We start from the raw sequence: 12,759 nt of genomic DNA, 5'->3' as shown, positions 1-12,759 counted from the left end.
GACGGATCCTCAGGTAGCTTGCTGGCTCAACCCTTTCTGAACTACTACGTCATCCTCGCCACCGCCGTGCTGCTGTGCGGGATCGGCGCGTTGATGGGGCTGTCCTCGTCCTCGGTGTATTCCCAGTCGCTCGGACATGGACCGTACCACTTCGCCGTACGACAAATCCTCTTCCTCGTTGTCGGAGCGATTGCCGCAGCAGCGGTGTCTCGGCTGTCGGAAGCGCACTTACGCCAACTCGGTGGGCTGACCTACGCCGTCGTCTGCCTGATGCTGGTATTGGTGCTGACCTCCTTGGGATCGGACGCGGGGAAGGGAAACCAGTCGTGGCTGGCTCTTGGCCCGGTCAGCCTGCAGCCTTCGGAGTTCGCAAAGTTCGCGCTGGTCCTCATCGGGGCCAGCTACATGTCGTCGCGTCGTGACGAGATGGCGACGCCCAAGGGCGTGGGGATTTTTCTTGCGCTGTACGGGGTCATCGGGTTACTGGTTGTCGCTCAGGGAGACCTTGGCACGGCGATGATCATCGGACTAATCATGTTGGCGCAGATGTGGAACTTCGGTGTGCCGAATCGCTACTTGGGCGCTCTCATCGGTCTGGGTCTGCTGGCAGTCCTGATGCTCATCGTGATCACTCCCTACCGGGCTGAGCGTGTGTTGTCCTTCGTGCATCCTGACAATGGCGCGACGACCTCCCAACAGCCCCTCTCGGCGATCTACGCCTTGGCGACCGGCGGCTGGTGGGGGGTGGGCATCGGCGCTTCCCGCCAGAAGTGGGGAGGGCTCTACGACGGTGCGCAGAACGACTTCGTCTTCGCTGTCCTCGGTGAGGAGATGGGTCTGCTCGGCACTCTCGGCGTGATCCTGCTGTTCACCCTGCTCGTGTGGGCAGGAGTGAGGACGGCGATGCGTCAGGACTCTCTCTTCCGTCGTTCAGCCGCATCGACGGCTACTGCGTGGATCGCGGCCCAGGCGATCATCAACATGGCTGTCTCGCTGAATCTGTTGCCGGTCGTCGGCGTGCCGCTTCCCTTCATCTCCATCGGTGGATCGGCCCTGGTGTCAGTGTTGCTGGCGGTCGGCATCATGTTGTCGTGTGCGCGTACCGAGCCAGATGCTCGGCGTAGTGCTGAGGCTTCTCGGCGCACCGAGCCCGCCCGTGTGACGAGTGTCGTCGACGGAGGTAATCGTGGCTGATCGTGACGCCACATCCCATTCCCACGAGGAGTACCCATGGTGAACGTTGTTCTGGCCGGCGGAGGAACGGCGGGCCACACGTCCCCGCTCATTGCCACCGCGAAGGCCCTGCAGGAGCGTGGCGTCACGGTGTCCTGTATCGGGACGCCGAAAGGTCTTGAGGGACGAGTCATGCCTGAGGCCGGTCTTGAGCTCGACATGATTCCTCCGGTGCCACTACCGCGCACTGTGAACGTTGATCTGTTCAAGGTTCCCGGTCGCTTGGCCGGAGCGGTACGCAAGGCCGGCGCGGTACTCACGCAGCGACAGGCTGACGTGGTCGTCGGTTTCGGCGGTTACGTCTCGTTGCCTGCGTACCTGGCTGCCAGGAAAGCCAGGATCCCCGTCGTCATCCACGAGCAGAACGCTGTTCCTGGACTGGCCAATAAGATCGCCGCCCGGTTTGCGGTTTTCGTTGGTACGGCGTTCCCGGACACCCCGCTGCCGAGAGCCACCTTCGTCGGGATGCCATTGCGCACGCAGATCACTGACCTGGCAGACGCCAGCGACGCGGATCGAGCTAGGTGTCGTGCCCGCGCTCGCGCCGACCTTGGGCTGGACGCCGATCGTCCCACCCTGCTCGTCTCCGGAGGATCTCAGGGCGCCGTCGCCATCAATGATGCCGTCATCGCCGCACGTGACACCCTCCTCGCCGACGGCGTGCAGATCCTCCACGTCCTGGGCCCTAAGAACATCAAGGACAACATCAAGGTCGTCAATGAGACGACCGGAGCTGCCTGGCTACCGGTCGGATACGTTGACGACATGGCCACTGCGTACGCGGCTACCGACCTGATGGTGGCTCGTTCCGGTGCCGGAACGGTGGTGGAGACTGCGGTCGTCGGCCTGCCGACGATCTACGTCCCGTTGCCTCACGGCAATGGTGAGCAGGCACGCAATGCCACCCCAACCGTTGACGCCGGGGCTGGCGTCGTCGTCGCGAATGCGGACCTGGACACCCGGCGGCTCCTCTCCGAGACCGCGCGCATCCATGACGCCGACACCCTGGCCAGAATGTCAGCTGCCGGACGGGGGCTCATGCCCGCCCACGCCGCTGAGGAGATGGCGCTCCGAGTTGTCTCGGCCGCCGACTCGAAGTGATCGACCCGACGACCAGCTGAGGAGAACTCTCATGTCATTGCGTGAACCTGTCGAGCTGCTCGACCCCAGCACTATTGGGCCGGTTCACTTCATCGCCATCGGCGGGGCCGGGATGAGCGGGGTGGCACGGATCTATCACGACATGGGAGTGGATGTTCGCGGGTCCGACCAGGTCGATTCTGCCAATCTGCGTTATCTGGCAGCTTCTGGGATCCAGACCTGGGTGGGCCACGACCCTGCCCATGTGGCCGGGGCTCGCACGGTCGTGGTCTCATCGGCGATCCGTCGTGACAATCCGGAGTTGGTGGAGGCCAACCGTCTCGGTCTGCGTGTCTGGCACCGCTCAGCGGCTCTGGCCGCCCTCATGTTGGGTCGTGAGGGTGTCTCAATTGCCGGTACCCATGGCAAGACGACGACCACCGGAATGGTCGCCACCATGCTCGATCATGCGGGAGCTGATCCGTCCTACGTCATCGGTTCGCCGCTGGCATCCACCGGAAAGTCGGCTTACCTCGGTGGAGGAGAGGCCTTCGTCGTCGAGGCTGACGAGTCCGACGGCTCCTTCCTGCAGTATCCCAGCCAGATCGTCGTCGTCACCAATGTGGAAGCCGATCACCTCGACAATTGGGGCACCCCGCAGGCCTACTTCGATGGCTTCGTCTCGATGGCAACCCGGCCCGAGGTGCGCTACGTCGTCACCAATGTCGATGATCCAGGTGCGGCCGAGCTGGCGGCTCGACTGGAGAGCACCGGAACGGTCAAGGTCGTCACCTGTGGTGAGTCGGAGCAGGCAGAGGTGCGGCTCGTCGACCTCGACCTGGAAGGTACGACGGCCTCGGCCACTCTCGTCCACGGGTCCACCCGGGGACACCTTGAGCTTCAGGTTCCCGGCCGCTACAACGTGTCCAACGCCGCTGCTGCCTACTGTGTCGGCTCGCTGCTGGGGATTGGTCATGACGAGCTCTTGGCGGGAATTGGGGCCTTCACCGGAACCTTGCGCCGGTTCCAGCTGGTTGGGCGCGTCGGTGGGGTGGCTGTCTTCGACGATTATGCCCACCACCCGACAGAGCTGCGGGCAACTCTCGGTGCTGCGCGCCGCGCAGTGACTGGACAGGGGAGGGTCATCGCCTGTTTCCAGCCCCATCTGTTCTCCCGTACCAGGGACTTCGCGGAGGAATTCGGCCGGGCCCTCACCCTGGCCGACCGGGTCATCGTCTCCGACGTCTACCCGGCCCGGGAGGATCCGATTCGCGGGGTCACGGGAGAGATGGTGCATGACGCGGTCATCGCGGCCGGTGGTGATTCCCGCTATGTCCCTGACAAGCAGGACCTTCCGGAGGCTCTCGCCGAGGAGGTGCGCCCCGGCGATCTCGTCATCACCTTAGGGGCCGGTGACGTCACCCTGGTGGGTCCGGTCCTGGTCGGATTGTTGAAGGACAAGTCCTGATGCCGGTTTCCGACATCAACGTCGCCATCGGGTTGCGTCGCCGACGCCGACGACGTCGCAATCGGATCATCGCAGGGATTGTCGCTGCGGCGATGGTCCTTGTCCTCGTGGCCGTCTGGGTCGTGCGCAGTTCTTCCGTGTTCAGCGCCGACACCGTCGAGGTGCACGGAACGCATCTGGTGACGGTCTCCCAGGTCGAGCAGGCTGCCAAGGTGCAGAAAGGCCGGCCCTTGGCGCGGGTCAACACTGACGAGGTCGCTGCCCGCGTCAGCGCGATGGGCATCGTCCAACAGGCTGAGGTGCACCGGAAGTGGCCTCACACCGTCGTCATTGACGTCACCGAGCTGACGGTGTCGTATCAGGTCAAGACTCATGGGGGTTACCTGTGGATCGATCCCACCGGGGCGGTCTTCAATCGGGCCGCCAAACCCATCCCGAAGGTGGTGTGGGCCACCACGTCGTCGGGCAATCGTGCTCTGCTGCGTGATGTCGCAATCGTGGCTGATTCCTTCCCCGCTGAGCTGAGACGGCAAGTCGATCACGTCGAGGCCAAATCCCGTGACGCCATCGTCGTGGTACTGTCCGGCAAGCGGACGGTGGTGTGGGGATCGGCGGATCAGTCCGAGCTCAAGGGCAAGGTCACCGCTGCGATGCTTGACGTCAAGGCAACCCGTTTCGACGTCTCCTCCCCGGAACACCCGACTTCTCGTTGAGCAGTCTCAAGCCGGGGTTGAGGGTCGAGGTCCAGGTGGTGCACAGCGTTGGACACCCTTCTGACGTGCTCATACTCTTGCCCCTAGACCGGTCCGTCAGACAAGAGTGAGGCAGAACTCCAGTGGCTATTCCATCCCAGAACTACCTCGCCGTGATCAAGGTCGTGGGGGTAGGCGGTGGCGGTTGCAACGCCGTCAACCGCATGATCGAGGCGGGACTCAAGGGAGTTGAGTTCCTCGCCGTCAACACTGATGCCCAGGCCCTCCTCACGAGCGATGCCGACGTCAAGCTCGACATCGGCAGGGACCTCACCCGAGGACTGGGTGCAGGTGCGGACCCTGACAAGGGACGTCAGGCTGCCGAGGATCACGCTGACGAGATCGAGGAGTCCCTCAAGGGCGCCGACATGGTCTTCGTCACCGCTGGTGAGGGCGGTGGGACTGGCACAGGTGCTGCCCCCGTCGTCGCCAAGATTGCCCGTTCCCTCGGGGCCCTGACGATTGGTGTCGTGACCCGTCCGTTCTCCTTCGAGGGTCACCGCCGTTCGTCCCAGGCCGAGTCCGGTATCGACAATCTGCGTGACGAGGTCGACACCCTCATCGTCATCCCCAACGACAAGTTGTTGGACATGACGGACCAGCAGATTGCCATCCTGGACGCCTTCAAACAGGCCGACCAGGTGCTGATGCAAGGTGTTTCCGGCATCACTGACCTCATCACCACGCCGGGCCAGATCAACCTGGACTTCGCCGACGTCAAGTCGGTCATGTCGAACGCCGGATCGGCCCTCATGGGCATCGGTCGGGCCTCTGGTGAGGATCGCGCCCGTGCCGCCGCCGAGATGGCCATCTCGTCCCCGCTGCTCGAGGTGTCCATCGACGGTGCTCGCGGCGTGCTGCTGTCGATCGCCGGTGGCTCCGATCTCGGTCTGTTCGAGGTCGCCAGCGCGGCCAACCTCATCGAGGCTGCCGCCCACGACGAGGCCAACATCATCTTCGGCACCATCATTGACGATGCCCTCGGCGATGAGGTCCGCGTCACGGTCATCGCGGCCGGGTTCGAGAATGGTCAGCTCACCGGCAGCAAGCAGCCTGGCATCAGCCAGCGTCCTGCCTCTCGTCCGGCAATGAGCAATCGTTCCTCGGCAGGCGTGTTCGGTACCGGGGCAGCCCCGTCCGGATCTGCTTCCAGCGCGAACCGTCAGGGTAGTGGCGACCAGCAGCCGACCCCGATTCGTCCGCAGACCCAGGGCAACCCGTTCGATGATCGTCCTTCCCAGCCGGAGCAGTTGAACCAGCCGGTGCAGCAGCACGACGAGCGTTCGCAGGGTGATGAGCCCGAGGATGATCTGGACATCCCCGACTTCCTGAAGTGACGTGCTCAGATGCGTCATCGACCCCGGCGCCAACAATGGCGTTGGGGTTGCCTTCACAGATCGGGTGGATCCTGCGGGCCGGGGCCTGGGTGGTCATGGTTTCGACGGGTTCAATCTCGGACGTACTGACGAGGATCCCGCTGTTCTCGAGCACGTGGAGGCGCTGCGTGCCCGCCTCGGCCTCGGGCCGGTGATGGTCTGTCATCAGGTGCACGGCAAGGGCGTGTGGCGAGTCGGGGCCGACGACGTCGAGGGGTGGACTCCGCGACGTTACCTCGGAGATCGTGTGACAGGCCAGCAGAAACTTCCCATTGCTGATGCCATGGTCACCGGCCTGTCGGAGGTCGCCCTGGCCATTCGGGTTGCCGATTGCATGCCCGTCGTGCTGGCCGATCCGAAAGCTGGCGTCATCGGGGTTGCCCACGCCGGTCGGGTGGGGTTCCTGGCGGGGGTCCTGCCTGCCACCGTCGATGCCATGCAAGACATGGGAGCCACTGACTTGCTGGCATGGGTGGGGCCTCATATTTGCGGTAATTGCTATGAGGTTCCTGCTGACATGGCGGAGCAGGTGTGGGCAGAGCACCCGGCAACCCGGGCCATGACTCGTCAAGGGACTCCTGCCCTTGATCTGGGTGCTGGCGCCCTGGCTCAGCTGGAGTCTCTGGGGGTGGCAGCAGTGGGGCTTGACCCTTGTACCTTTGAGGGACAGGATTTGTTTTCCCACCGGAGGGATCATGGTGCGGGCCGTCTTGCCGGCCTGGTGTGGAGGACTCCCAACCCTCGGTGAGGACGGATCTCGCCGGTTCATGATGTGTCAGCGTTCGCGTGTCTCATCAAACCGTGGCAGTATCCGTGGCAGGCTTGAATGGTGATACCCCCGTTCCCGGGGACGCACCCACGAGAAGGAGCTCCAGATGGCAGGAATCGGCAGGAAGATCGCCTCGTACGTCGGCATCGTTGACGATCGCCGCTACGACGAGGAGGATCTTCCGGACGAGGAGCTCACCACGGAGGTCTACTCCGACGACGGGTACGAGCCATCTTCGGAGGTGACCCAGTTGCATCATCATGACTCCACCGAGCAGCACGGCAGGGAGCATAAGGCGGTCCAGCAACGTCGCCGCTCGGAGCTCAACGAGCCCAGCATCGCCGACATCAACCGTATCCTGACCGTCCATCCGCGCAATTACAACGAGGCTCGCACGATTGGCGAGCAGTTCCGTGACGGCATTCCCGTCATCATGAACCTCACCGAGATGGACGACGCTGATGCCAAGCGTCTGGTTGATTTCGCCGCCGGTCTCATCTTCGGTCTGCGCGGAACCATCGAGCGGGTGACGAGCAAGGTCTTCCTGCTGTGCCCGCGCAATGTCAATGTCACCCCGGAGGACAAGGCCCGCATCGCCAGCGGCGGGTTCTTCAACCAGTCCTGACGGAGCCATCCATGATCCTGGTCGGGACTGTCCTCACGTGGTTCATCCAGATCTACACGGTGCTGCTCATCGTACGGATGCTCATGTCTTGGGTGCCGCTGTTGGTGCGCGATTTTGAGCCGCACGGCGCATTGGCCGTGGTCTTTGAGATCGTTTACACGATCACGGATCCGCCGATCAAGTTCTTCGATCGGCTCGTGCCGCCGGTGAGGTTCGGCAATGTCGGACTCTCGGTCGGGTTCATCATCGTTTTCGTCCTGCTGGCCATCCTCCAGAGGTTGGTCATTGCCGTCTTCTGGTGATGGGGTACTGGCCGTACCCCAAAGGTGAGGTTGAGCCTCCCGAGTGACGCGAGCGCTGCGGTGGAGTAACCTTGTCGGCATCTCGTGTCCACCTCGGACCACATGGTCCGCCGCACGGGTCCTGACTGTCCCCGACATCTTGGAGTGCACAATGACGCTGACCCTCGAAGAGGTGCGCATGGTTCGTTTCCCGATGGTCAAACGCAACGGCGAGGGCTACCGCGCCATTGAGGTCGATGATTTCGTCGACAAGGTAGAAGCGGCGTTCATGACCCTCACCGACGAGAACGAGCGTCTCAAGGCCCAGGTCGAGGCCCTCAAGTCTGGTGATCAGGGTGAGCAGAAGGCCGACCAGGAGCTCGTCAACGAGAACGAGCGCCTCCGCGCTCAGATTGAGGAGCTGCGCTCTCAGCAGAATGACCGTCCGGTCGACTCCGGCGAGGTTGATCGCGCCAAGGCCGCCCAGCAAGAGGCCGAGAAGCGCGCTCACCAGCTCGAGCAGGAGAAGGCTTCCCTGCAGTCCGAGGTCGAGGAGCTGCGCCGGGCTGCCCAGCGTCCGAGCCAGGACATTGACCCGGCTGAGGTTGCACACCTGCGCAGCGAGAACGAGCGTCTCGGCGCCCAGCTGCGTGACGCTCAGGCCCTCGCCGCCCGCAGCCGTACCTCCTCTGTCGCCGAACAGCAGCCGACGACCACCGGGGGCGACGGCGTCCAGAAGCTCGTCGTGACCACCAGCGCCGAGGCTTCCCCGGCCGTCGTCCGTATGGTCGAGCTGGCCCTCGCCGATGCCGAGCGCGTCGTCCGTGAGGCCGAGGAGGAGGCCGGTCGCAAGGTCCAGGCTGCCGAGACCAAGGCTCACGAGCTCACCGTCGATGCCCAGACCCGTGCCGAGCGTATCGAGTCCAGCGCCCGCGTCAATGCCGAGAAGGTGACTTCGGACGCCAAGAGCAACGCTGACAAGGTCAATTCCGACGCCCAGACTCGCCGTACCGAGCTCTTCCGCGAACTCGAGGCCGAGCGTGACACCTTGGTCGGCAATATCGATCACTTGCGCTCCTTCGAGGCTCGCTACCGCGATGCTCTCACTTCCCATCTGCGTGCTCAGGCTGACAACCTCGAGAAGGGTGTCTTCGAGCCTGCCGAGCTGCCTGAGCTGCTCAAGTCGGAGAACCGCGTCGCTCCGGGTGACTCCTCCACCCCGCGTCTCGACGCTCTCATTGGTCGCGGTCAGCAGCAGAACTGACGCGACACGCACTCTCCAGGACACCGTGCTCCGGTCACATGACCGGGGCACGGTGTCGTTCATCTGATGGTCAATCTCGGAGCGGGTGACCAGGATGACGGGTGAGTGGCATGGGTGTAATGTCTGCCCCCAGTTCATGCAAACCCCACGGAGGTGATGACATGAGCGGCACACACCACCAAGCCGGGGACGATCCCCGCATGACGATGGAGAGTTCCATGTCAGATCATGATGTCGAGGCCATCGCCGCCTCACTGCCGGTGCGCGACGGCGATGAGCCATGGACGGTTGATGAGGTTCGCGAGATCATCGATGCCCTGGAGTCGGATGTCAACAGGATGGGTACCGTCCTCGCCGAAGCTGAGAATAACCTTGCTGATCTCATGAAGCAGGGCAACGACGGTGCGGGCATGGACACCATCGACGTCGGTTCCTCCCAGTTCGAGCGTGACCAGGAGATCTCCGTCACCCGCAATGCCCGTGCCGTCTACGACCAGTCGAAGCTTGCTCTCCAGCTGCTCGACGAGGGCACCTGGGGTACCTGCGAGTCCTGTGGCAAGGCCATTGGGAAGGCCCGTCTGCAGGCCTTTCCGCGAGCCACCATGTGCGTCAAGTGCAAGCAGCGCGAAGAGCGCCGGTGAGTTCTCCCACTGATCCGACCGCGTTGACAGGAGCCCAGCTCAGGCGTTGGCGTCTCGTGATGGTCATCATCGCGATGGCCGGTTACGGCCTTGACCAATGGACTAAGGCGGAGGCCGTCGCTCATCTCGATCCCTACGATCCACCGAGTTGGGTTGGCGGTTTATTCACCCTACGGTTGCTGCGCAACCCGGGTGCTGCCTTTTCCATGGGATCGACGGCGACCGTCCTCATCAGTCTCTTCGCCGTCGTGATGCTCATCGTCGTGTGCGCGTGGGGAGTGCCGAAGGCTCGTCATCGTTGGTCCCTCATCGCCTGTGGGATGCTCGTTGCCGGTATCTGCGGCAACCTCACTGATCGCTTCTTCCGGGCGCCCGGGCCGCTGCGTGGTCATGTCGTCGACTTCATCAGCCTGCCGCACTTCGCGGTCTTCAACGTTGCCGACATCTTCATCACCTGTACGGCGATCCTCGTCGTGCTGGTGTCGATCCTTGGCCACCATGACGGTGAAGGCCATGCGACGGATGACAATGGGAGGGGGAGCGCGACGAGAAGGAGGAGATGTGAGCGTCCTGCTGGTACCTGATGGTCTTGACGGAGAGAGGGTTGACGTTGCTGCCGCTCGAATGAGCGGGGTGTCGCGATCCCGGATTGCCGATCTCATCAAGGAAGGGTTGGTCCTCCTCAATGGGCAGAAGGTGCCCCGGGCATCTGTTCGCGTCGCCACGGGGCAGATGCTCGACATTGATCTCTGCGATCCCGTCGCCACCCCGTCGATCACCCCTCAGATCGTCGAGGGGATGAGAATCGTTCATGACGATTCTGACGTCGTCGTCGTCGACAAGCCGGCTGGCGTGGCTGCTCACCCGTCTCTGGGCTGGGACGGTCCCAGCGTTGTCGAGCATCTGGCGGCTGCCGGGTTTGCGATCTCCACGAGTGGGGCGCCGGAGCGCCGGGGCATCGTGCAGCGCCTTGACGTCGGAACTTCCGGCCTCATGGTGGTCGCCAAGAGTGAGCACGCCTACACCGTGTTGAAGCAGGCCTTTCGGGACCGAACTGTCGACAAGGTGTATCTCGCCCTTGTTCAGGGACATCCCGATCCGTTCACGGGCACGATCGATGCCCCCATCGGTCGTGATCGCCGTCATGACTGGAAGATGGCAATCGTTGACGGGGGGCGTCACTCCGTCACCCACTACGAGACGATTGAGGCGTTCCATCACGCGACCCTGCTCAAGGTGCACCTCGAGACCGGTCGGACCCACCAGATCCGGGTGCACATGGCAGCCGTCAACCATCCCTGCTGTGGAGATCCGCTCTATGGGTGTGATCCGGTGCTGGCCACGGAACTGGGACTGGAACGGCAGTGGTTGCATGCCGCGGAGCTGTCCTTCACCCATCCGGGACGTGGTGAGTGGGTGACGTTCCACTCAGAGCCGTCCGAGGATCTGCAACATGCACTGGATGTGGTGAGGCACGCCTGAGCAGTCGCTCAGTCGGCTGTGGTCATCCGTGCATTATTGATGAACGTCTGGTGTACATCCGGCGGTGAGTGGCTCTTTGAGTCGGGTTCCCGTGATGTTGGGCGGTATCGTGGGGGCGTGCGTAGAGCTAAGATTGTGAACACCCTTGGACCCGCTGTGTCCAGCCATGACGCCATGAAGGAGCTCATGCAGGCTGGCATGAACATCGCCCGCCTCAACATGAGTCATGGCGACTACTCCGAGCACCAGGAGCGTCTTGACCTGGTTCGCTCGGTGTCGGAGGAGCTCGGGCTCAACGTGGCGGCTTTGGCCGACCTGCAGGGTCCGAAGATCCGTACCGGCCTGTTCGAGAAGGCCGAGGGAGAGTCGAACGGCAAGATCGACCTCGAGATTGGTGACAAGTTCACCATCACCACCGACGACATCCTGGGCAACCAGGAGCGCGTCTCCACCACCTTCAAGGGGCTGCCTGAGGACTGCAGGCCTGGCGACGTCATCCTCATTGACGACGGCAAGACCGTCCTGCAGGTTGACTCGGTCAGCGGCAACGACGTCAACTGCCATTGTACGGTCGCCGGCCCGGTCGGTGACCACAAGGGCATCAACCTTCCCGGGGTTGCCGTCTCCATCCCGGCCCTGACCGAGAAGGATGAGGAGAACCTGCGCTGGGCTCTCAAGGCCGGTATCGATCTGGTTGCCCTGTCCTTCGTGCGTCACGGCTCTGACATTGACCGCGTCCACGAGATCATGGACGAGGAGGGACGCACCGTCCCGGTCATCGCCAAGCTGGAGAAGCCGCAGGCCATCGAGAACCTCGACGCTATCATCGACGCCTTCGATGCCGTCATGGTTGCCCGTGGCGACATGGCCGTCGAGTGCCCGCTCGAGGAGGTTCCGCTGATCCAGAAGCAGATCATCGAGAAGGCTCGTCTCCAGGCCAAGCCCGTCATCGTGGCCACCCAGATGCTCGAGTCGATGATCCACGCTCCCCGTCCGACCCGCGCCGAGGCCGCCGATGTGGCCAACGCCATTCTGGACGGTGCCGATGGCGTCATGACCTCCGCCGAGACCAGCGTTGGCGACTTCCCGGGCGAGACCGTCCGCACCATGGCCAAGATCGTGGAGTCAACCGAGGCTCACGGTCTGGACAAGATCGCCAAGATCGACTGGGATCCGCGCACCACCGGCGGTATCATGTCGAAGGCTGCTGCCGAGATTGCCGAGCGTGCCGAGGCCAAGTTCATCGTGGCCTTCACCAAGTCCGGTGACACCGCTCGCCGTATCGCGCGTTTGCGTCCGAGCACCCCGCTCATCGTCTTCACCCCTGATAAGACCACCACCAAGGATCTCGCCTGGGTGTGGGGTGCCCACGCCGTCGCCACCCCGGTGTTCAAGACCGCTGAGGACCTGTACCGCTGGGTCAACGCCTACCTGCGCGACAAGGGATTCGTGCCGGTCGGCGACCGTGTTGTCGTGCTGTCCGGATCCCCGATGGACATCCCGGGCAAGACCAACGATCTGCGCATCCTTCGCATCAAGGAGGACGACTGATCGCGGTTGAACCTCGACTGTTGCGACGTCCCTCTCTCCTTCTGGAGCGGGGGACGTCCCCCTTTTCCCTACGGGATGAAGGCCCGCGCCGCGAAAGGAGCCGACGGGGTAGGAGCCTGGTAAAGTCCGTGATGGCGATGGATCCCGCCTGGCCAATGCCGAACTGCCGAACCGGCTGATGGTTCCTACCCCGTAATGCGGGGGTAGGAGTTTGCCCTCGCGCCGATGAATGAGCGA

General features: G+C 63.4%; 13 protein-coding genes and 1 riboswitch. All 13 genes read left to right on the top strand.

What is annotated here, in order from left to right:
* The first annotated feature begins 18 nt into the window (after positions 1–18).
* On the top strand, positions 19–1,194 hold the full coding sequence (ftsW, locus tag ACUCCZ_RS07015) for a putative lipid II flippase FtsW (protein ID WP_435917050.1): 1,176 nt from the start codon (positions 19–21) through the stop codon (positions 1,192–1,194).
* A 36-nt stretch (positions 1,195–1,230) separates the two neighbouring features.
* Positions 1,231–2,334, top strand: a complete 1,104-nt coding sequence (gene murG, locus ACUCCZ_RS07010) for an undecaprenyldiphospho-muramoylpentapeptide beta-N-acetylglucosaminyltransferase (protein WP_435916852.1) — start codon at positions 1,231–1,233, stop codon at positions 2,332–2,334.
* Positions 2,335–2,365: 31 nt separating this feature from the next.
* Positions 2,366–3,781, top strand: a complete 1,416-nt coding sequence (gene murC, locus ACUCCZ_RS07005; RefSeq protein ID WP_435916851.1) for a UDP-N-acetylmuramate--L-alanine ligase — start codon at positions 2,366–2,368, stop codon at positions 3,779–3,781.
* A complete protein-coding gene (locus ACUCCZ_RS07000; protein WP_435916850.1) occupies positions 3,781–4,494 on the top strand; it encodes a cell division protein FtsQ/DivIB in 714 nt (237 codons plus the stop codon). The genes murC and ACUCCZ_RS07000 overlap by 1 nt, the downstream gene beginning before the upstream one ends.
* A gap of 122 nt (positions 4,495–4,616) precedes the next feature.
* Complete coding sequence (gene ftsZ / locus ACUCCZ_RS06995) at positions 4,617–5,870, top strand: cell division protein FtsZ (protein ID WP_435916849.1); 1,254 nt, start codon at positions 4,617–4,619, stop codon at positions 5,868–5,870.
* A 1-nt stretch (position 5,871) separates the two neighbouring features.
* Positions 5,872–6,657: a purine nucleoside phosphorylase YfiH/LACC1 family protein gene (locus tag ACUCCZ_RS06990; RefSeq protein WP_435916848.1), complete on the top strand. Its 786-nt coding sequence runs from the start codon at positions 5,872–5,874 to the stop codon at positions 6,655–6,657.
* Between the two features lie 127 nt (positions 6,658–6,784).
* Positions 6,785–7,303, top strand: coding sequence for a cell division protein SepF (locus ACUCCZ_RS06985; RefSeq protein ID WP_435916847.1), 519 nt, complete (start codon positions 6,785–6,787; stop codon positions 7,301–7,303).
* Between the two features lie 11 nt (positions 7,304–7,314).
* Positions 7,315–7,605, top strand: coding sequence for a YggT family protein (locus ACUCCZ_RS06980; RefSeq protein ID WP_435916846.1), 291 nt, complete (start codon positions 7,315–7,317; stop codon positions 7,603–7,605).
* A gap of 151 nt (positions 7,606–7,756) precedes the next feature.
* Entirely contained in the window at positions 7,757–8,848 is a 1,092-nt protein-coding gene (locus ACUCCZ_RS06975; RefSeq protein ID WP_435916845.1) for a DivIVA domain-containing protein, read from the top strand.
* A 161-nt stretch (positions 8,849–9,009) separates the two neighbouring features.
* On the top strand, positions 9,010–9,489 hold the full coding sequence (locus tag ACUCCZ_RS06970; RefSeq protein WP_435916844.1) for a TraR/DksA family transcriptional regulator: 480 nt from the start codon (positions 9,010–9,012) through the stop codon (positions 9,487–9,489).
* A 59-nt stretch (positions 9,490–9,548) separates the two neighbouring features.
* Positions 9,549–10,073 (top strand): signal peptidase II, encoded by a 525-nt coding sequence (locus ACUCCZ_RS06965; protein ID WP_435917049.1) that lies wholly within the window; start codon positions 9,549–9,551, stop codon positions 10,071–10,073.
* Entirely contained in the window at positions 10,051–10,971 is a 921-nt protein-coding gene (locus tag ACUCCZ_RS06960) for an RluA family pseudouridine synthase (RefSeq protein ID WP_435916843.1), read from the top strand. The genes ACUCCZ_RS06965 and ACUCCZ_RS06960 overlap by 23 nt, the downstream gene beginning before the upstream one ends.
* Before the next feature lie 174 nt (positions 10,972–11,145).
* The gene (pyk, locus tag ACUCCZ_RS06955; RefSeq protein ID WP_435917048.1) at positions 11,146–12,522 is read left to right on the top strand and encodes a pyruvate kinase; all 1,377 of its coding nucleotides are present in this window, start codon (positions 11,146–11,148) and stop codon (positions 12,520–12,522) included.
* Between the two features lie 124 nt (positions 12,523–12,646).
* Positions 12,647–12,717: riboswitch (Fluoride riboswitch) on the top strand.
* The last annotated feature ends 42 nt before the right edge of the window (positions 12,718–12,759 follow it).

Source organism: Cutibacterium nasicola, assembly GCF_052654715.2.
Note: the sequence above shows the minus strand (reverse complement) of the source record. Positions and strands in the feature narration are given on the sequence as shown.